The sequence below is a fragment of the Streptomyces sp. NPDC002309 genome, from assembly GCF_053593375.1.
The window spans coordinates 1-18984 of sequence record NZ_JBSFCI010000045.1 but is presented as its reverse complement, the minus strand read 5'-3'; the positions used below and the strand labels follow the sequence as shown (position 1 = coordinate 18984).

Below are 18984 nucleotides of genomic sequence, written 5' to 3'. Positions count from 1 at the left end.
GAAGGGCACCCACTGATCGTGGGCGGACAGGAATGGACCGGTCCAAAGAGGGGCGCTGTCATGGTGAGCACGCTCGGTGTCGCCGTCGTCGGATTCGGATGGATGGGCCGGGTGCACACCCAGGCGTACGCCCGCCTGCCGCACCACTATCCGGACCTCGCCCTGCGGCCCGAGCTGGTGACCGTCGCCGAGGAGGTGCCGGGCCGGGCCGAGCGCGCCGCCGGGCAGTTCGGGTTCGCCTCGGCGACCCGCGACTGGCGTGAGGTGGCCGCCGACCCGCGGGTGCGGGCGGTCAGCGTCACCGCGCCGAACTTCCTGCACCGCGAGATCGGCGTGGCGATGGCGGAGGCCGGAAAGCACCTCTGGATCGAGAAGCCGGTCGGCCTCACCGCCGGGGACGCCCGCGCGGTCGCCGACGCGGTGGCCGCGGCGGGGGTGCAGGGCGCGGTCGGCTTCAACTACCGCAACGCGCCCGCCGTCGAGACCGCCCGGGAGCTGATCGCCGCCGGTGAGCTGGGCAGGGTCACCCATGCCCGGATCCGGCTGTTCAGCGACTACGCGGCGCACCCGGAGGGCGCCCTGACGTGGCGTTACGAGCGGGAGCGCGGCGGCAGCGGAGTGCTGGGCGACCTGGCCTCGCACGGGGCCGACCTGGCTCACTTCCTGCTCGGCGACATCGCCTCGCTCACCGCCGACACGGCGATCTTCGTCCCGGAGCGGGCACGCCCCACGGGTGCCACGGCCGGCCACTCCCGTGCCACCGGCGGCGTGCTCGGCCCGGTCGAGAACGAGGACTACGTGAACTGCCTGCTGCGCTTCGCCTCCGGCGCCCGGGGCGTCCTGGAGGCGTGCCGCGTGTCGGTCGGCGAGCAGAACAACTACGGCTTCGAGGTGCACGGCACCGAGGGCGCGGTGTTCTGGGACTTCCGGCGGATGAACGAGCTGGCGGTCGGCCGGGGCACGACCTACCAGGACCAGCCGGTGAGCACGGTGTACGTCGGCCCGGGCCAGGGCGAGTTCGCCGCCTTCCAGCCGGGTGCCGCCAACGCCATGGGCTACGACGACCTGAAGGTCGTCGAGGCGTACCGCTTCCTGCGTTCGGTCGCCGAGGGCACCCCGTACGGGGCGACGCTGCGGGACGCCGTGCGCAGTGCCGTCGTGCTGGACGCGATGGCGCGGTCCGCGGAGAGCGGCGCCTGGGTGGACGTGGACGCGGTCGGCTGAGCCGGCGCGCTCAACGCGCCCTGCGGGCCGCCCGGGCCGTCCAGAGCCTGGCCGGGATCAGCACCAGCCACCACAGCATGGCCCCCGACCCGACCAGCGCCGCCAGCGGGACGGTGACGAGGAAGACGGCCACCGTCACGACGGGATCGAGCAGGTCGTGCCCGCTGCCCACGTCGGTGGCGGCGCCCTCGCGCAGCCCGGGGTTCCTGGCCACCAGGACGGCCATGGCGAGGTGGGTGGCGCCGAGGGCGGCGACCGCCGCCCCGTAGATCGCGGCCGAGGCCGGTTCCCCGCCGTAGTCGGCGAGCAGCCGGGTGGGGAAGGGCAGCAGGGCGGCGATGCCGAGACCGAGCAGGGACAGGGAGACGAGCCGGGTGTCGACCCGGCGGACGGGGCCGAAGATCCTGCGGTGGTCGCGCCAGAAGCCGCCGAGCACCGCCACGCTGAGCGCGTAGGCCCCGAGGTCGGGGAGCAGTTCGTACAGGGCGTCCAGGTACTGCGCGGAGTTCAGTCCCCGGGGCACGGAGAGGTCCAGGACGAGCAGGGTGATCGCGATGGCGAAGACTCCGTCGGCGAGCGCCACCACCCGCTCGGGACCTCCGGCCGGGGTCGATTTCCACATGCGAGGACGGTAGGGAGCCGCGGCCCGGCGAGCGGGGATACACGCCGGGCCGCGCCCCGGACCGCGCCGATGTCACACGGCCGCCGCCTGGAGCGGCATGTTGTAGGGCGTGACCACCTGTATCGCGGAAGGCAGGGTGGGCCCGGCCGGCGGCAGCGCGCCGTGGGCGCGCATCACCAGACGGCACGCCTCACGCAGGTCCTGGCGCAGGTCGTGGTGGAGCACGGCCGACAGCCGGTTCTCCCGCAGCAGGCGGGTGTTGTCGTGGTCGAGGTCGTGGGCGACGAACACCACGCACTCCCGGCCGAGGTCCGCGAAGGCGCGCAGGGTGGCGATGTTGCCGCCGCCGATCGAGTACACCGCGCGGATGTCCGGGTCGCGCTCCAGGGCGGTGCGGACGAGGTCGTACTGCGTGGCGTCCAGCCCCTGGCCCTCGGCGATCTCGACGAGGGCGCGCGCGGGGTGCCGGGCGCGCATGGCACCGCGGAAGCCCATCTCGCGCTCCTCCTCGTTACGGAAGAAGCCGCTGCTGAGGCTGGTGAGGACGTTGCCGGGCCGGTCGCCGAGCCACTGGCCCATGAGATAGGCGGCGGTCGCGCCGGCCGCCCTGTTGTCGATGCCGACGTAGCCGAGGCGGGCGCCGGCGGGCAGGTCGGTGACCAGGGTGACGACCGGGATGCCGGCCGCGACCAGCCGGGCCGCGGCGGCGGTGACCTCGGGGACGTCCGGGGCCTTGAGGACCACGCCCTGGGAGCCGCGCCGGGCGATCCGGTCCAGGGTCCGCACCTGTTCCGCCGCGGGCCCCGTCTCACGGAAGTGGAAGCGCGAGCGCACGACGGCCGGGTGCAGGGAGGGCAGCTCCGCCTCAAGGGCCGCGCGCACGGCGGTGGTGAAGCGCTCCGGCGCCTGCATCACGATGTCGAGCATGAAGGTGCGGCCGACCAGCCGGACCTGCGTGCGCTGCCGGTCCAGATCCGCGATGGCACGGCTCACCTCCCGCGCGGTGCTCTCGCGCACACCGCCCCGCCCGTTCAGGACCCGGTCGACGGTCGCCTCGCTCAACCCGGCCTGACGTGCGATCTCCCGGATGGGGAACGGGTGGCCCACGGATGCTCCTTGAGGGGTTTTTGATGGGTTGCTGCCGGTTGTTCGAGGGGTTTGTACTGACAACAATGACAGCACTGCGCCATCCCGTCACCGAGCTGCGCCATCCCGTCACCGAGGGGACGCCGATGTCCATCACCCCCGTGCACCGCGGTGCACGGCTCTCCGAGCGGGCCCGCGGTCTCGACGCCGCCCGCGCCCCCTTTGTGGCCGGTGCCGGACTCGCCGGCCTCGCCCGTCCGGAGCGGTCACCGGTTCGGTGATCGACTGGGACCGGCACTCTCTCGGCGGGCCGGACCGGGCCGGACCGTCGCTGCCCGACCGCCCTCGCCCTCGCCCTCGACCTCGACCGACCTGACCGCACCCTCGTAGGCCGTCCCGCACCACAAGGAGCCATACCCTCATGCGTATCGGAATTCTGGGCCTCGGCCGTATCGGCGCCTTCCACGCCGAGACCCTCGCCGGACTCGACGCGGTCGAGTCGCTCGTCGTCGCCGACCCGTTCGCCGAGGCGGCCAAGTCCGCCGCCGAGCGGTTCGGGGCCGAGGTCGCCGACTCACCGGAGGCGGTGCTGGCCGCCGGGATCGACGGCGTGGTGATCGCCGCGGCGACCGACGCCCACCCCGGCCTCATCATGGCGGCGGTGGACGCGGGCGTGCCCGTGTTCTGCGAGAAGCCCGTCGCCCGCACCATGGCCGAAGGCGTGGCGGTGCTGCGGGCCGTCGAGGCCCGGGACGTGCCGGTGCAGATCGGCTACAACCGACGCTTCGACGCGGGGTTCGCCGCCGCGCGGGCCGCCGTGCTCGCGGGCGAGCTGGGCACGCTGCACACCGTACGGTCGACGACCCTGGACCCGGCGCCGCCGCCCGCGGCGTACGTCGCCGCCTCCGGCGGGATCTTCCGCGACTGCTCGGTGCACGACTTCGACATCATCCGCTGGGTGACGGGCCGCGAGGTGACCGAGGTGTACGCCGTCGGCGGCAACCGGGGCGCGCGGTACATCGTGGAGGCGGGCGACGCCGACACCACGGGCGCGCTGCTCACGCTGGACGACGGCACGATCGCGGTGGTCTCCAACAGCCGCCACAACGGCCGCGGTCACGATGTACGGATGGAGCTGCACGGCTTCGAGGACTCGATCGCCGTCGGTCTGGAGGACAAGCTGCCGCTGCGGTCGGTGGAGCCGGGCGTGACCTTCCCGGCGGGCACCCCGCACGACTTCTTCATGGACCGCTTCACCGCCGCCTACCGCGCCGAACTCGGCGCCTTCACCGAGGTCGTCGCGGGCAGCCGGCCCTCGCCGTGCACGGTCGCGGACGCGCTGGAGGCGGGCTGGATCGCGGAGGCGTGCACGCTGTCGCTGCGGGAGCACCGCCCCGTCCGCGTCGAGGAGGTGCGTACCGCCTGAGCCGCCCGGGTCAGTGGTGGAACCCGGGCTGCGGCGTCACGTGGGCCGCCCGTCCCGCGCGCAGCTGGTCGACGGCGGTGCGCAGGTCGCTCGCGAGGAGCGCGATCTTGTCGTAGCTGGTGCCGTGCCGGACCAGGACGCGCTGCACGACGGTCTCCTCCCGGCCCAGGGCGAGCGGATACGCCGGTACCTGCCAGCCGCGGCGGCGCAGCTGGTCGGTGACGTCGTACAGCGTGAAGGACGCCGTGCCGGGGTCGGTCAGTGTCCAGGCGGCTGCGGGCAGGGCGCCCTGGCCGTCGTGGAGGACGGTGAACGGGCCCATGGCGGCCACCTGTCCGGCCAGCATCCCGGCGGTGCGGGCGCAGGCCCCGTGCACCTTGGCGTAGCCCTCGCGGCCAAGACGCAGCATGTTGTAGTACTGGGCGATCACCTCGCCGCCGGGACGGGAGAAGTTCAGGGCGAAGGTGGGCATGTCGCCGCCGAGGTAGGAGACGCGGAAGACCAGCTCCTCGGGGAGCAGTTCGGGCGAGCGCCAGACCACCCAGCCGACGCCGAGCGGCGCCATGCCGTACTTGTGGCCCGAGACGTTGATGGAGGCGACGCGGGGCAGCCGGAAGTCCCACACCAGGTCGGGCTGGAGGAACGGGGCGACGAAACCGCCGCTGGCCGCGTCGACGTGCACCGGGATGTCGATCCCGGTGTCCGCCTGGATGCGGTCGAGTTCCGCGACGATCTCGGCGACGGGCTCGTACACGCAGGTGTAGGTGACGCCGAGGATCGCGACCACGCCGATGGTGTTCTCGTCGACGTGCTCGCGCAGTTGGTGCGCGCGCAGTCCCAGCGCGTCCTTCTCCAGGGGGACCTGACGCAGCTCCACGTCGAAGTAGCGGGCGAACTTCTCCCAGCACACCTGGACCGGTCCGACGACCAGGTTGGGGCGGTCGGTGGGCTTGCCCTCGGCGCGGCGGCGTTCGCGCCAGCGCCACTTCAGGGCGAGTCCGCCGAGCATGCCGGCCTCGCTGGAGCCGGTGGTGGAGCAGCCGACGGTGGAGGCGCCGTCCGGGGCGTTCCAGAGGTCGGCGAGCATATGGACGCAGCGGTCCTCGATCGCGGCGGTCTGCGGGTACTCGTCCTTGTCGACCATGTTCTTGCCGAGGCACTCGTCCATCAGCTGGTGCACCTCGGGCTCCGCCCAGGTGGTGCAGAAGGTCGCCAGGTTCTGCGAGGCGTTGCCGTCCAGGCTCAGCTCGTCGTGGATCAGGGCCCGGACCGCGCGAGCGTCGGAGACGCCGTCGGGCATCCGGTACTTCGGCAGCGCCCGCGCGCTGATGGGCAGGGTGTACACGTCTTCTTCGGGGCCCGGCTCCGGGCGGCGGGTCTTGTGCAGGGCCATCGGGTCGAACCCCCGGGGTCGTGGGACGTCACGGCGGGCGGGCCGGTGTCGTGCCCTGGCGGCACCAGTGCGGGACGGCGACGCGCGGCCCGGCCTCCCTCAGTCGGCAATCTCGCACACGGCCCGGCCCGGCGCCCGCCGAGCGCACCCGGACGATGGCACCGAGGTGAGCCCCGGACGGCCGCGGGCGCCGGGCCCGCGGCGACTCCCCCGGCTCACCGCCGCGCCGACAGCACCATCCGCCGGGTGACGTCGCGGTACCCGAGGCGGTCGAAGGCGGCGGCCATGGGGCGGTTCGTGAGGTCGGTGTCCGCCCGGACGACGTCCGCGCCCGCCTCCTCCGCCAGGATGCGGGTGGTCTCGGCGAGCAGGTCGTCGACATAGCCGTGACCGCGCCGCTCGGGCAGGACGCCCAGGTAGCCGACGACGTGCGAGCCGGTGTTGCGGGAGGGCAGCGCGAAGCCGGCCGGGCGTCCGTCGGCGTCCTCGGCCACCCGCCACCAGGAGCGCTCGCCCGGCATCGTGTCCCGGTAGAACGCGACGTCGGCGCGGGCCTGCGCGTCGGCGCCCACCGCCGCGGCCCCGGTGGCGGACGCGGCGTCGAGCGTGCCGTCGAGCACCCGGCGGAACAGGCCGACGAAGACCTCGTCGTCGGGCTCGGGACGAAAGCGCAGCCGGCGGGGCGGCGCGGGGACGCCGCTGTCGCGGGTCCACTCGTAGCGGAGCCGTTCGACCGCGGTGGTGAGTCCGGCACGCCGGGCCGCCTCCTGCCGCCAGCCGAGGCCGGCGACGACGTCCGGCCGCTCCCGCCAGTCGACGGGGAGCAGGAGGTGGAATTCCGGCGGGGTCCCCCCGAAGGCGGCGTGGGCGGCGTCGAGGAGCCCGGCGACGACGTCGGTGCGGGCCGGGGACGTGACGGCGTTCAGAGTGTCGAGCGCGCCGGGCCGTTCGTCACCGGGGTTGCCCCACCACACCGCCACGGCCCGCGGCTCACCGGCCTCCTCGGCGACCCAGGTCCACTCCGGCCGGTACTCCCCCGTGGCGAGCCGCTCGCGGAAGAGGTCCGCGTCCGCCCAGACGCCCACCTCGCCGGTGGGCAGCAGCGCGCCGATACGGTCGAGGTCGGACTCGGCCAGGGTGCGGTGGATCACGGGGCCTCCGGGGTCGGCGCGGGTGTGCGCCATTTTGGCGTGTCCATGAGCGCGGCACGCAACCGGTTTGTCACGCGGGTGCGTAGACGCGGCGCCGCGTCAGGGCCTACGGTCCCGGGGCAGCCAAGCCCTGGAGTGCCGGATGCGCCGTAGCGCCTCGCCCCTCTCCCTGGTCCTGCTGGGCCTGGGTGTCTTCCTGCTCGTCCTCGCGCCGATGCTGGTGTGGTACGTCACACCACGTGCGGCGGTGACCCCGGTCGACATCGATGTGACCGCCGTCTACAAGGGCACGGGCAGCTATTTCGACGTCGCGGAGACAGAGACGCTCCACGACCGGACCGTGACCGTCACCCAGCGGGTGCGCGGCGACGTCGCCGACAGCGAACGCAGCGGCCGCGCCGTGTGGGACGTGGTGACCACGGTCGACACGGACAAGTCGCTGCCCGCGGCGGACCCGCACGACGCGCTGGACTTCTCCACCGCCCGCTGGGTCACCGACCGCACCAGCAACCGGCCCGCGCACTGCTGCGAGGAGCAGCCGTACCACGAGGGCGAGGCCTATCTGAAGTTCCCGTTCGACGTGCAGAAGCGCTCCTACCGCTGGTGGGACAGCCAGCTGGGCTCGGCGGTCACCCTCTCCTACCGGGGCACCGAGAAGGTCCGCGGCTACCGGGGGTACGTCTTCACCGGCACCGTGCCGCCCACCAAGGTCGGCACCCGCCAGGTCCCCGGCGCCCTCGTCGGACGGCCCGAGGCCTCCCAGGTCTTCGCCGAGGAGTGGTACTCCAACCACGGCATCAAGCTGGTCGTCGACCAGCCCACGGGCCGTGTCCTGTACGCCCAGCTGGGTCCCCGTCAGACCCTGCGCGCGCCCGGCGCCGAAAAGGACGCCGTGGTCCTGCTGGACGTGGAGAAGCTCAGCCACACCCCGGCCACGCAGAGGTTCGCGGTGGACAAGGCGAAGGCGGACGGCGCCCAGTTGCGCGCGGTCGGCCGCACCGTCCCGATCGGCGCGGCGGCCGCCGGGTTCGTGCTCGCCGTGGTGGGCGGGGTGCTGGTGGTGCGGGGGCGGAGGCAGCCCGCGGACGAGGGGTGACCCACCCGCGCCGCGGACCCGCCTCCGGGCGGGCCCCCGGTCTCCGCGGACCGCCTCCGGTGCTGTCAAGCCCGCAGGACCGCCTCCGGTGGCCGTCAGGCTCCGCAGGACCGCAGGAACTTGCGGGTGCGCACCGCGATCGGCAGCGGCTTGTCCGGCTCGCAGGGGTACATGTCCTGCTCGACGATCGCGAACAGGTCCACGCCCAGCTTCTGGGCGGCGGTGAGCACCGGCCCGAGCTCCGGCACCCCGGACGGCGGCTCGCACATCACGCCGCGCTGCACGGCCGGCCCGAACGGCACCTCGTTCGCGACGACGTCGGCGAGGATCTCCGGGTCGACCTGCTTGAGGTGCAGATAGCCGATGCGCTCGCCGTACGTCTCGATCAGCTTGACGCTGTCGCCGCCGCAGTAGGCGTAGTGCCCGGTGTCCAGGCAGAGTCGGACCAGCCCGGAGTCGGTGGAGTCGAGGAAGCGCTCGACGTGCTCCTCGGTGTCGATGTGGGTGTCGGCGTGCGGGTGCACGACGATGTCGAGGCCGTAGGTCTCCTTGACCTCGTGCCCGAGGCGTTCCATGCCCTTGGTCAGGTGCGCCCACTGCTCGCCGGTCAGTTCCGGCGCCTCCAGGATCTCGGCGGTCTTGTCGTCCCGCCAGAACGACGGGATGACCACGAGGTGCCGGGCGCCCATCGCCTGGGTGAGGGCGGCGACCTCGCTGACGTGCTCCCAGGTGGCGTCCCAGACGGACGGGCCGCGGTGCAGGCCGGTGAAGACGGTGCCGGCCGACACCTTCAGGCCGCGCTTCTCCACCTCGTCGGTGAGCCGGGCCGGGTCGGTCGGCAGATAGCCGTAGGGGCCCAGCTCGATCCATGAGTAGCCGGCCTCGGCGACCTCGTCCAGGAAGCGAACCCAGGGCACCTGCCGGGGGTCGTCGGGGAACCAGACGCCCCAGGAGTCGGGCGCCGAGCCGACGCGGATGCGGTCGAGGGCGGGGGTGTCGGCCATGTCAGGTGGTCCCTTCGGAAGAGGAGGCCGGAGAGGCGGAGGAGGCCGGGGTCTCCTTGGAGGGCGGCCCGGAGAGGTCATCGGCCTCGGGCAGTTCCTCCACGTCGACGCCCCGCACCTGCGCCAGCTCGTGCTTGAGCGCGGCGAGTTCCGTGCCGCCGGCCATGTGGTGGGTCAGCTCCTCCAGGCTCACCTCGCTGCGGTCGGCGCTCAGTTCGAGGGTGCCGAGGCGCAGCACGCTGAAGTGGTCGCCGACCATGTACGCGTGATGGGGATTGTGGGTGATGAAGATGACGCCGAGGCCACGGTCGCGGGCGGCGGCGATGTACTTCAGAACCACGCCGGACTGCTTGACGCCGAGGGCCGCCGTCGGCTCGTCCAGGATGAGCACGCGGGCGCCGAAGTGCACGGCGCGGGCGATGGCCACGCACTGGCGCTGGCCGCCGGACAGCGTGCCGATGGGCTGCTCCAGGTCGTCGAGGACGATGCCCATGGCGCGCAGTTCCTCGTCGGCGGTCCGCTTCATCCGGGCGATGTCGAGGCGGCGAACCGGCCAGGGCCCCTTGGTGAGCTCGGAGCCGAGGAAGAAGTTCCGCCAGACGGGCATCAGCGGGACCGTCGCGAGGTCCTGGTAGACGGCGGCGATGCCCTTGTCGAGGGCCTCGCGCGGGGTGCCGAAGCGCACCGGCTCGCCGTCCACGAGGAACTCGCCCTCGGTGTGCCGGTGCAGCCCGGAGACGATCTTGATGAGGGTGGACTTGCCCGCGCCGTTGTCGCCGAGGACGCAGGTGACCTTGCCGGCGTGGACGGCGAGGTCGACGCCGTGCAGGGCGCGGATGTTGCCGTAGGACTTGCCCGCGCCGCGCAGTTCGACGAGGGCCCCGGCGCCCTGGGGCGCGGCGTCCTGGACCGCTGGTCCGTGGGTGCTGGTCATGGCGGTCACCTCCGGGTCGCGGTGCGCTGCACCCACAGATTGATGAGGACGGCACCGAGCAGCATCACACCGAGGAACGCCTTGAACCAGTCGGGGTTCCATCCCGCGTAGACGATGCCCTGCTGGACCATGCCGAACATGAAGGCGCCGAAGACCGGGCCGATGGCGGAGCCGTGGCCGCCGGTCAGGAGGCAGCCGCCGATGACGGCCGCGGCGATGTAGATCAGCTCCTGGCCGACGCCCTCGCCGGACTGCACGGTGTTGAAGGAGAAGAGCTGGTGCATGCCGACGAACCAGGCGCCGAAGCCGACCAGCATGAACAGGGTGATCTTGGTGAAGGTCACCGGGACACCGACCGCCCGCGCGCTCTCCTTGTTGCCGCCGACGGCGAAGATCCAGTTGCCGTACTTGGTCCGCAGCAGCACCCACGTGGCCAGCGCCGCGAAGACGAGCCACCACACCACGGTGATCTTCACCTGGACGCCGCCGACGTCGAAGGACGAGGCGAAGAGGGTCCTGGCCTGCTCGAAGCCGTCGATGGTGCTGATGTCGTCGGTGGCGACGTTGCCGGTGACGAGCTTGGTGACGGCGAGGTTCACGCCCTGCAGGATCATGAACGTCCCGAGGGTCACGAGGAAGCTCGGCAACCCGGTCCTCACCAGCACCCAGCCGTTGAACGCGCCGACGCCGACCGACACCACGAGCGCGACGATCACGCCCGTCCACACGTTCAGGGTCAGCTGGTAGCTGAGCATGGCCGCGGTGAGCGCCGAGGTGACGACGGCGACGCCGGCCGACAGGTCGAACTCGCCGCCGATCATCAGCAGGGCCACGGGCAGCGCCATGATGCCGATGGTCGACGCCTGGTAGAGGACCGTGGCCATCGAGCCGCCCTGGCGGAGCGAGGGCGCGGCGATCAGGAAGAAGACGAACACGGCTGCGGCGCCGAGGAAGACGCCGACCTCGGGCCGGGCGAGCAGCCGCACGACCAGCGGTCGCTGCCGGGTGCGTCCGTCGGCCGGCTCGGCGCCGGGGTCCGGCGGTGTCGCCACCGCCGGCGCCGCCTGCTGGGCCATGCCCATCACCGGGTCCCCTTCGCGGCGAACTCCGCGATCCGGGCGACGTTGGACTTGTCGACGAAGGCCGGGCCGGTCAGCACGGGCTGCTCGCCGCCACCGCTGTAGTTGCCGTTGTTCTCGTAGAGCCACAGCCCGTCGACCGCCAGGTACCCCTGGAGGTAGGGCTGCTGGTCGACGGCGAACTGGATGTCGCCGCGCTCGATGGCGCCGGTCAGGTCCTTGTTCAGGTCGAAGGTGGCGACCTTCGCCTCGCTGCCGGCCTCGGACACCGACTGCACGGCGGTCATCGCGAAGGGCGCGCCCAGGGCGACGACGTAGTCGATGGCCGCGTCCTGCTTGAGCTTGGCGGTGATCGTCGACTTCACCGAGGGCATGTCGGTGCCGTTGACGTTGAGGGTCTGCGTGGTGCCCTCGAACGTCTTCTTCACGCCGTCGCAGCGCTGGGTGAGACCGATGTTGCCCTGCTCCTGGATCACGCAGACGGCGTTCTTCGCGCCCTCCTCGTTGAGCCGCTTGCCGAGTGCCTCGCCGGCCACGGTCTCGTCCTGGCCGAAGAACTCCATCAGGCCGAGCTGCTTCCAGTCGCTCAGACCGGAGTTGAGGCCGACGACCGGTATCCCGGCCTGCGCGGCCTTGCCGAGGACGTCCTTGAGCGCGTCCGGCTTGGCGAGGGTGACGGCGATGCCGTCGACCTTCTGGTCGATGGCGTTCTGGACCAGGTTGGCCTGGCTGCCGGCGTTGGGGTCGGCGGAGTAGACGAGCTTGACGTTGTCCTTCGCGGCGGCGGCCTCGGCTCCCTTGCGCACGATGTCCCAGAAGGTGTCTCCGGGGGCCTGGTGGGTGACCAGGGCGACCGTCATGCGGGGCGTGTCGGCCTTGCCCGCCGAGGCGCCGTCCGCTCCCTCCTCGGCCTTCTTGCCGCCGGAACCGCTGGAGCAGCCGGCGAGGACCAGGGCGGCCGCCGCTGCCACGGCCAGGGCGGAGGTGATCGTGCGAGAGCGGTCCATCTTTCCTGCACCTCACTGAGCGATGGAGGGAAAGGCTGTCGTTGGGACGGGATCAAATCCCTTGGCACGCCCACTGTCAATACTTTGTTAAGACATCATTTCACAAGCAGGTCCTAATGTTAGAACAAACTGCTACGGTGGGGGCCGGGAGGGACGCCATGACACGTACTGTCTCCGGGCTCGCCGCCGTGCACTTCGCACTCGACCGCACCAGCCCCGTGCCGCTCTACCACCAGCTCGCCCAGCAGTTGGAGGCGGCCATCGAGCACGGAACGCTGACTCCGGGCAACCAGTTGGGCAACGAGATCGACCTGTCGGTGCGCCTCGGCCTGTCCCGGCCCACGGTCCGCCAGGCCATCCAGTCCCTGGTCGACAAGGGCCTGCTGGTGCGCCGCCGGGGCGTCGGCACCCAGGTCGTGCACAGCAAGGTGAGACGCCCGCTGGAGCTGAGCAGCCTCTACGACGACCTGGAGGCGGCCGGACAGCAGCCCACCACCGAGGTGGTCCGCAACGAGACCGCGCCGGCCGCCGCGGACGTCGCGGCGGCCCTCGCCCTGCCCGAGGGCGGCGAGGTCACCGTCCTGGAACGGCTCCGCCTCACCCACGGCCACCCCGTGGCGTTCCTGTGCAACTACCTGCCCGCGGGCCTGCTCCCGCCGGACACCGGCCGACTGGAGACCACCGGCCTGTACCGCGTGCTGCGCTCCACCGGCGTCACCCTGCACAGCGCCCGCCAGACCATCGGCGCCCGCGGTGCCACCGCCGAGGAGGCCGCCCGCCTCGACGAGAGGGAGGGCGCCGCACTCCTCACCATGCAGCGCACGGCCTACGACGACACCGGCCGCGCCGTGGAGTACGGGACGCACCTCTACCGCGCCTCCCGGTACTCCTTCGACTTCCAGCTCCTGGTACGGCCCTGACGTCGGCGCGCGCCGTCCAGCCGGACCCGTGGCTCCACCGTCAGCCCCGGCTCCAGCGCCCCGAGGCTCCCCTCCAGCGAACGGTGCCGATGGCGCGGTACTTCATGGCGATACCTCCCGTTCGTTCCCGGTTGTCCAGGGCACGAACGGGAGCCATCAGGGCGAAGCGCACTTCACGTCGAGGACAGGGCGGCTAGCGCTCGGCGAACGGCCCTTCCAGGGCGGCCCATTGCAGCAGCATGACCGTCTTGGCGTCGGCGATCTCTCCGGTGCGGATCATCTCCAGGGCCCTGCGGAAGGGCAGTTCGAGGATCTCGATGTCCTCGCCCTCCTCACCCAGCCCGCCGCCCTCGTGGGTGCGGGTCGAAGGCCCGTAGGCGGCGGCGTAGAAGCTGACGCGTTCGGTGACCGAGCCGGGGCTCATATAGATGTCGAAGACATGCTGAACGGCGTCGATGGTGTGGCCGGTCTCCTCGGTCACCTCGCGCCGCACGGCCTCCTCCGGGTGCTCGTCGGCGTCGTCGAGCACCCCGCCGGGCGTCTCGATCAGCATGCCGTCGGGGTGCCCGTTCACATACACCGGGAAGCGGAACTGGCGGGTGAGCAGCACGGTCCCGCGGGTGGTGTCGTACAGCAGCATCGTGGCGCCGTTGCCGCGGTCGTGCGTCTCACGCTCCTGGGTGCTCCAGGTGCCGTCGGTGCGGCGGAAGTCGAAGGTGGTCGTGCGCTCCACGTACCAGTGGCTGGAGAGCAGTTTCACGTCCCGCACCTTCACACGCGGGTTCCGGGTCAGGTCGCGGCCGGTCCGGTCGAGCCCGGTGCGGCCGCGGCGGTCCGGGGTGTCGACGCCCGCGGTCATCGGGCACGGCCCGGACGGAGGGGCAGGAGGATGAACTCGTCGGTCATGCCCCCGCTTGTACCATCCGGCCCCGTGGAACCGACGCAAGCCTCGCTGCGAAGTGACAGCGCCTCACCACCGCCCTCACTCAGGAGGAGCCGGGCTCGTCCGCCGGGACGGCGCCGCGGCCGTCGCCTCCACCGGGGCGTCGGCGGGAGCGCGATAGAGGAAGACACCGGCAAGGCAGAGCAGTGCCGCCCCGGTGAAGAAGGGGGCCTGGGGACCGACGCCCTGGTAGACCAGTCCCGCCAGCAGCGCCCCCAGGGCTCCCGCGCTCACGGAAGCCATCTGGAAGGCCATGGTGACCCTGCCCAGCAACTCGGCCGGAACCTGCGACTGCCGAAGCGACACCGCGGTGACGGCCCAGACCAGACTCACCGCGCCGTACCCGGCGATGACCAGCATCCCCACCAGGACCGACCCGGCCATGCCCATGCCCGCGCAGAGGACACCGGTGATCAGCATGCCGAGCCGCAGCAGCCGCACCGCGCCGATCCGCTTCTCCAGGCGAGGTGCGAGCGGCACTCCGGCGAGGCCTCCGACCGCGAAGGCCGCCACCAGCACCGCGTAGCCCGAGTTTCCCAGTTCGAGTCTCTGCTGAGCGAACAGGACGAGGACGGACATGAGACCGACCACCACGAGGTTGTTCACGGCGGAGACCGCGCACAGTCGGCGCATCTGGCTGTGCCGCCACAGCCAGACAAGTCCTTGCAGAGCGTCTTGGCGCAGTGACCGCCGCGCGGGAACGCTCTTCTCGGGGACGGCCCGTGTTCCGCCTGTCAACAGCATGACCAGTACCGCGGCGCACACGAACGACAGCGCGTCGACGGCGAGCGGGAGCGCGGGGGCGACCCCGAAGAGCACCGCACCCAGCGGGGTCCCCAGCAGCGGGCCGGCGAACAGCACGGTGATCTGAAGGTACGAGTTCGCCTTGGTCAGTCCTTCGGGTGGCACCAGGGAGGGCACCATGCCGGACCAGGCTCCGTTGTAGAGAGTCTGGCCGCAGCCCAGCAGGAAGGCGACACCGGCCAGCAGCAGCACGGACAGGCCGTCGAGCATCGTGAGGACCACGAGGCCGGCCATGACGGCCGCTCGTGCCGTGTCGACGAGGCACAGGAGACGGCGGCGCTCGAACCTGTCGGCGAGGACGCCGGAGGCGAGGCTGACCAGCAGCCAGGGAAGCTGTCCGGCGAAGGCCACCAGTCCGACCAACCGGGCGTCGTCCGTGAGGCGGGCGGTGAGCAGGGGAAGGGCGACCAGTCGCATACCGTCGCCGATGCTCGAGACGGTCACGGCGGCCCAGACGAGTCGGAACTGTCGTGGCAGCCGGTGGCGAGTGCTTTGCCTTGGAGAGCGCATGGAGGGATCAGTAGTTCCTCGGACCTGGAGACGGTGGGGCCCACAGGCCCTCGTTGAGCACCGTGGCGTGCCCGGCGGCGGCTCCGGTCGAGCCCCCGACACGGTCCGCCGGATCGCCGGCGGACCGTGGTCCGGGCTCCGGCTCAGTTGCCGCCCATGGCGTCGACCAGGCTCTGGGGACGCATGTCGGTCCACGTCTTCTCGATGTAGTCCAGGCAGTCCTGTCGCGGGGCCTCACCGAAGGCGGTCTCCCAACCCTGGGGGACCTCGACGAAGGTCGGCCAGAGCGAGTACTGCTTCTCCGTGTTGACCAGCACGAGGTACTGGGCGTCCTGATCCTCAAACGGGTTCGTCATGTTTGCGTCCTTGCTCTGGCGTCTGGTCGGACCGTGGTGCGGATCCGCGTGGGTGTCGCCTCACTCACGAGACGTGCGGACAGTCCGGGGCCAGCGGGTGAATGTCCGGTCATCCGAACGTCGCTGACTTCGGTCGGGTGCGGCAGCCGAGGCCTGTTGAGGGACGGGCACGCCAGTCGGCGGCCTCCCCGGCGGCACCTCCGTATCGCCTGCCATGATCCGTCGGAGACCTAACGGTTGGGGTGAGTCAGGGTGACAACGGGCTAACAACCTGTGAAAAGGGTGCTGCCACCGCAAGGGCGCTGCCACGTTGTCGCCGTCGAGGTCCGACGGTGTGTCGCGACCCGGCGGGCACTCGGTCCGGGGCCGGGTCCGTCCCGTCGACGCCCGGCACCTCCACCTCGGGCAGCACGCGCCGGCGACGTCGCGGCGTCCCGCGTCCCGGAGCCGTACCACCGTGCACATCACACGGTGTGACAGGTAGTCAACACATCGGCGAGATGTGCCGCTCAAGTGCGAAGACCGGGCTTACCGGCCACGGCAAGATCATCCTAAAGCCGACCCGGAGTACCTTCCTGTTCACTTGGGGCGGTTGTACTCCCCTCTGAGTCAAGTTCACCAAGAACACAAGCAATGAAGCAATGAGTGCAGAAAGCCCTAACGTGACGAACCCGTTCGAGGACCAAGAAGCTACTTACCTGGTGCTGGTCAACTCGGAGAAGCAGTACTCGCTCTGGCCGACCTTTGTCGATGTGCCCGGGGGCTGGGAGATCGCGTTCGGCGAGGCTCCACGGCAGGACTGCCTGGATTACATCGAGCGCACCTGGACCGACATGCGACCCCAGAGCCTGGTCGACGCCATGGGCGGCAACTGAGCACAGCGGTTTTCGCGGTCCGCCGGATTCCGGCGGACCGCACCCGGGGGCGATCAGCCCCCGGGCAGGGACCGCCGCACGCGCTTTCCTTCACTTCTTCGCCGACCGACCTCCGCACCACCCGGACGTGAGCCCTGAGACGGATCCCCGATCCGCCGCCCGGGCCCGGACCTGGGCCGATGTGCGTCCCGGGGTGACCTGTCGGGCACCGAACTGTTCACCCAGGCCGCATTCAAGGCAGCGGAGAACCTTTTCGTCCGATATCGGCGAACTCATCACATAATCGGCCACGGTTATGAGACTTCGCTGGTCGCCACCGGGGTGATCCAGCATGGCACCGCGCCCACTGCCAGGCTTCCGGGAACCGAAGAGGGTGTGTCAGCCACATTCCTCACCGACGGATGCCGAGTCCGCGCGGCGCAGGACCTTTTGCCGATTCCTCGCTGGATACCGAGTACACGGGACATTTCGATATGCCGAACCACGCCACAAAGGCCCTGACCGCGGCTCAGGAAGGCATCTGGTACGCCCAGGCACTGGATCCGGAGAGCCCGGCCCAGAACATGGCGGACTACCTGGACATCGCCGGTACTCTGCGGCTCCCCTTGCTGGAGAAGGCGTTCCGCCAGGCGGTGGCCGAGACCGAGCTGCTGCGTGCGCGGTTCGGGCAGACCGGCGACGGGCCGTGGCAGGTGGTCGACGCCCCGCTCGACTTCCGGTTGCCCGTGATCGACCTGCGGCAGGAGCCTGAGCCGGTGGCGGCCGCGGAGGCGTGGATGCGTGCCGAGGCGGCCCGCCCCGCCGATCTCGAGGACGGCCGGATCTGGGCTCTCGCCGCGCTGCTGGTGGGCGAGGACAGGACCGTGGTGTATCTGGCGGCCCATCACATCGCCCTGGACGGCATCGGATACTCGGTGTGGCTGAACCGGGTGGCGGAGATCTACACCGCCCTGGAGGACGGGAAGGACTGCCCGTTCACGCCGTTCGCCACCCTCGACGAGATCGTGGCCGACGACGAGTCGTACCGCGCGAGTGAGAAGTTCGCACAGGACCGGGCTTACTGGGCGGAGCAGATGGGGGACGCGCCCGAGGCCGTCACCCTGGCCTCGCGGACGGCGTTCGCGTCCCGTACGTCTCACCGCCGGACCGCCGTGGCCTCGGCCGAGGTCGCGCAGTCGCTCCGACAGCTGGCCCGCGCGTCGGGCGTCGCCCTGCCCGCCCTGCTGATCGGGGCCGCCGGGCTCTACGTGCATCGGATGGCGCAGGCGCAGGAGGTCGTGCTGGGGCTCACCGTCACGGCACGCAAGGGCTCCCGTCTGCGCGGGTCGTTGGCGAGCATGGCTCAGGCGCTGCCGCTGCGTCTGCCCGTCGCGCCGGGCATGAGCGTGCGTGAGCTGGCCCGTGAGGCGTCCGCACGGAGCCGGGGGGTCCTGCAGCACCAGCGCTACCGCTACGAACACCTGCGTCGCGACCTGAAGATCGCCCGTACGGACGGTCGCATGTACGGCCCCGTCATCAACTTCCTTCCCGATGACCGCACGATGCCCCGGTTCGGGCGATGCGAGACCACCGCGCGCACCTACCTGGCGAACGGTGCGGTGGACGACCTGACGATCCTCGTCTACGAGCGGGACGCGGGTCTGCGGGTGGACTTCCTGGCCAACCCCGCGCTCTACACCGAAGAGGAGAACGCCGCCCACCAGGCGCGGTTCCTTCATCTGCTCACGTCCCTGGCCCGTCTGGAGCCCGATTCGCCGGTCGCCCGGCTGGGTCTGGCCACCACGGTCGAACACCGGCGCACGCTGGTGGAGTGGAACGACACCGCCCGGGACGTTCCCGCCGCGACCCTTCCCGAGCTGTTCGAGGCTCAGGCCGCGCTCACGCCGGACGCGACCGCCGTGGTGTTCGAGGACACCCAGCTCACGTACGCGGAGCTGAACGCCCGGGCGAACCGCCTGGCGCGACTGCTGGTCACCAGGGGGGTGGGGCCGGAGGGCCGGGTCGCCGTACTGATGGACCGCTCGGTCGACCTGGTGGTCGCCCTGTTGGCGGTCTTGAAGGCGGGGGCGGCGTACGTGCCCGTCGATGCCGGTCATCCGGCCGACCGGATCGCCTACGTGCTGGCGGACGCCGCACCGGCGCTGGTGGTGACCACCGCGGCGATCGCGCCCGCACTGCCCGAAGACACCGCACGACTGGTCCTGGACACCCCGGAGACCACCGAGGCGATCTCACACCTCCGCCACGAAAACCTGACCGACACCGACCGCGGCACGGCACTGCTTCCCGCCCACCCCGCCTACGTCATCTACACCTCCGGCTCCACCGGCCGCCCCAAGGGCGTGGTCGTCTCCCACCACGCACTCGGCAACTTCACAGCCGCCCTGCGCACACACCTGACACTGGACACCGACGACACCCTCGTCGCCGTGACCACAGTCGCCTTCGACATCCACACCCTGGAAATCTACGTCCCCCTCACCTCGGGCGCCCGCGTCGTCCTCGCCGACCGCGACACCACCCGCGACCCCCGCGCACTCGCACACCTCATCCA

At 71.5% G+C, this 18984-nt stretch carries 18 protein-coding genes; 7 read left to right on the top strand and 11 right to left on the bottom strand.

Features of this window, described 5'->3' with window-relative positions; translation table 11 throughout:
• The first annotated feature begins 60 nt into the window (after positions 1-60).
• On the top strand, positions 61-1224 hold the full coding sequence (locus ACWCPM_RS29330; RefSeq protein WP_450979276.1) for a Gfo/Idh/MocA family protein: 1164 nt from the start codon (positions 61-63) through the stop codon (positions 1222-1224).
• Positions 1225-1234: 10 nt separating this feature from the next.
• Here ACWCPM_RS29330 and ACWCPM_RS29325 read toward each other — a convergent pair whose 3' ends face one another.
• Positions 1235-1846, bottom strand: coding sequence for a TMEM175 family protein (locus tag ACWCPM_RS29325; protein WP_450979275.1), 612 nt, complete (start codon positions 1844-1846; stop codon positions 1235-1237).
• 72 nt (positions 1847-1918) lie between these two features.
• Entirely contained in the window at positions 1919-2953 is a 1035-nt protein-coding gene (locus ACWCPM_RS29320; protein WP_450979274.1) for a LacI family DNA-binding transcriptional regulator, read from the bottom strand.
• Between the two features lie 65 nt (positions 2954-3018).
• On the opposite strand from ACWCPM_RS29320, the gene ACWCPM_RS29315 reads away from it, so the two are divergent.
• Entirely contained in the window at positions 3019-3213 is a 195-nt protein-coding gene (locus tag ACWCPM_RS29315; RefSeq protein ID WP_450979273.1) for a hypothetical protein, read from the top strand.
• 140 nt (positions 3214-3353) lie between these two features.
• Positions 3354-4358, top strand: coding sequence for a Gfo/Idh/MocA family protein (locus ACWCPM_RS29310; RefSeq protein WP_450979272.1), 1005 nt, complete (start codon positions 3354-3356; stop codon positions 4356-4358).
• Positions 4359-4368: 10 nt separating this feature from the next.
• Here the strand turns inward: ACWCPM_RS29310 and ACWCPM_RS29305 are convergent, their stop codons facing one another.
• Together ACWCPM_RS29305 and ACWCPM_RS29300 are read right to left on the bottom strand one after the other, a co-directional pair.
• Complete coding sequence (locus ACWCPM_RS29305) at positions 4369-5751, bottom strand: glutamate decarboxylase (RefSeq protein ID WP_450979271.1); 1383 nt, start codon at positions 5749-5751, stop codon at positions 4369-4371.
• A gap of 215 nt (positions 5752-5966) precedes the next feature.
• Entirely contained in the window at positions 5967-6935 is a 969-nt protein-coding gene (locus tag ACWCPM_RS29300; protein WP_450979270.1) for an N-acetyltransferase family protein, read from the bottom strand.
• Positions 6936-7044: 109 nt separating this feature from the next.
• Between ACWCPM_RS29300 and ACWCPM_RS29295 the strand changes: the two genes are divergently transcribed.
• A complete protein-coding gene (locus tag ACWCPM_RS29295; protein WP_450979269.1) occupies positions 7045-7998 on the top strand; it encodes a DUF3068 domain-containing protein in 954 nt (317 codons plus the stop codon).
• 95 nt (positions 7999-8093) lie between these two features.
• On the opposite strand, the gene ACWCPM_RS29290 is transcribed toward ACWCPM_RS29295, so the two are convergent.
• From ACWCPM_RS29290 to ACWCPM_RS29275, 4 genes are read right to left on the bottom strand one after another with little or no spacing between them, the layout of a single operon-like run.
• Positions 8094-9002, bottom strand: a complete 909-nt coding sequence (locus ACWCPM_RS29290; protein WP_450979268.1) for a sugar phosphate isomerase/epimerase family protein — start codon at positions 9000-9002, stop codon at positions 8094-8096.
• Position 9003: 1 nt separating this feature from the next.
• Positions 9004-9936: an ATP-binding cassette domain-containing protein gene (locus tag ACWCPM_RS29285; protein ID WP_450979267.1), complete on the bottom strand. Its 933-nt coding sequence runs from the start codon at positions 9934-9936 to the stop codon at positions 9004-9006.
• Between the two features lie 5 nt (positions 9937-9941).
• Positions 9942-11018 carry an ABC transporter permease gene (locus ACWCPM_RS29280; RefSeq protein ID WP_450979266.1) on the bottom strand — a complete coding sequence of 359 codons (1077 nt, stop codon included), beginning with the start codon at positions 11016-11018 and terminating at the stop codon, positions 9942-9944.
• On the bottom strand, positions 11018-12022 hold the full coding sequence (locus tag ACWCPM_RS29275) for a sugar ABC transporter substrate-binding protein (protein WP_450979265.1): 1005 nt from the start codon (positions 12020-12022) through the stop codon (positions 11018-11020). The genes ACWCPM_RS29280 and ACWCPM_RS29275 overlap by 1 nt, the downstream gene beginning before the upstream one ends.
• Positions 12023-12180: 158 nt before the next feature.
• Between ACWCPM_RS29275 and ACWCPM_RS29270 the strand changes: the two genes are divergently transcribed.
• Complete coding sequence (locus tag ACWCPM_RS29270) at positions 12181-12942, top strand: GntR family transcriptional regulator (protein WP_450979264.1); 762 nt, start codon at positions 12181-12183, stop codon at positions 12940-12942.
• A gap of 193 nt (positions 12943-13135) precedes the next feature.
• Here the strand turns inward: ACWCPM_RS29270 and ACWCPM_RS29265 are convergent, their stop codons facing one another.
• The 3 genes from ACWCPM_RS29265 to ACWCPM_RS29255 form a co-directional block, all read right to left on the bottom strand.
• Positions 13136-13801, bottom strand: coding sequence for an NUDIX domain-containing protein (locus ACWCPM_RS29265; RefSeq protein WP_450979263.1), 666 nt, complete (start codon positions 13799-13801; stop codon positions 13136-13138).
• A gap of 123 nt (positions 13802-13924) precedes the next feature.
• Entirely contained in the window at positions 13925-15199 is a 1275-nt protein-coding gene (locus ACWCPM_RS29260) for an MFS transporter (RefSeq protein ID WP_450979262.1), read from the bottom strand.
• A gap of 143 nt (positions 15200-15342) precedes the next feature.
• Positions 15343-15555, bottom strand: a complete 213-nt coding sequence (locus tag ACWCPM_RS29255) for an MbtH family protein (RefSeq protein ID WP_450979261.1) — start codon at positions 15553-15555, stop codon at positions 15343-15345.
• Positions 15556-16217: 662 nt separating this feature from the next.
• Here ACWCPM_RS29255 and ACWCPM_RS29250 point away from each other — a divergent pair.
• Positions 16218-16430: an MbtH family protein gene (locus ACWCPM_RS29250; protein WP_450979260.1), complete on the top strand. Its 213-nt coding sequence runs from the start codon at positions 16218-16220 to the stop codon at positions 16428-16430.
• A gap of 473 nt (positions 16431-16903) precedes the next feature.
• A partial coding sequence (locus ACWCPM_RS29245) for an AMP-binding protein (RefSeq protein ID WP_450979259.1) occupies positions 16904-18984 on the top strand: 2081 nt, incomplete at its 3' end.

Bases quoted from the DNA above. Each gene is read 5' to 3' on its own strand.
- ACWCPM_RS29330 (WP_450979276.1), top strand. From the start codon at position 61: ATGGTGAGCACGCTCGGTGTCGCCGTCGTCGGATTCGGATGGATGGGC.
- ACWCPM_RS29325 (WP_450979275.1), bottom strand. From the start codon at position 1,846: ATGTGGAAATCGACCCCGGCCGGAGGTCCCGAGCGGGTGGTGGCGCTC.
- ACWCPM_RS29315 (WP_450979273.1), top strand. From the start codon at position 3,019: ATGACAGCACTGCGCCATCCCGTCACCGAGCTGCGCCATCCCGTCACC.
- ACWCPM_RS29310 (WP_450979272.1), top strand. From the start codon at position 3,354: ATGCGTATCGGAATTCTGGGCCTCGGCCGTATCGGCGCCTTCCACGCC.
- ACWCPM_RS29305 (WP_450979271.1), bottom strand. From the start codon at position 5,751: ATGGCCCTGCACAAGACCCGCCGCCCGGAGCCGGGCCCCGAAGAAGAC.
- ACWCPM_RS29300 (WP_450979270.1), bottom strand. From the start codon at position 6,935: ATGGCGCACACCCGCGCCGACCCCGGAGGCCCCGTGATCCACCGCACC.
- ACWCPM_RS29295 (WP_450979269.1), top strand. From the start codon at position 7,045: ATGCGCCGTAGCGCCTCGCCCCTCTCCCTGGTCCTGCTGGGCCTGGGT.
- ACWCPM_RS29290 (WP_450979268.1), bottom strand. From the start codon at position 9,002: ATGGCCGACACCCCCGCCCTCGACCGCATCCGCGTCGGCTCGGCGCCC.
- ACWCPM_RS29285 (WP_450979267.1), bottom strand. From the start codon at position 9,936: ATGACCAGCACCCACGGACCAGCGGTCCAGGACGCCGCGCCCCAGGGC.
- ACWCPM_RS29280 (WP_450979266.1), bottom strand. From the start codon at position 11,018: ATGGGCATGGCCCAGCAGGCGGCGCCGGCGGTGGCGACACCGCCGGAC.
- ACWCPM_RS29275 (WP_450979265.1), bottom strand. From the start codon at position 12,022: ATGGACCGCTCTCGCACGATCACCTCCGCCCTGGCCGTGGCAGCGGCG.
- ACWCPM_RS29270 (WP_450979264.1), top strand. From the start codon at position 12,181: ATGACACGTACTGTCTCCGGGCTCGCCGCCGTGCACTTCGCACTCGAC.
- ACWCPM_RS29265 (WP_450979263.1), bottom strand. From the start codon at position 13,801: ATGACCGCGGGCGTCGACACCCCGGACCGCCGCGGCCGCACCGGGCTC.
- ACWCPM_RS29260 (WP_450979262.1), bottom strand. From the start codon at position 15,199: ATGCGCTCTCCAAGGCAAAGCACTCGCCACCGGCTGCCACGACAGTTC.
- ACWCPM_RS29255 (WP_450979261.1), bottom strand. From the start codon at position 15,555: ATGACGAACCCGTTTGAGGATCAGGACGCCCAGTACCTCGTGCTGGTC.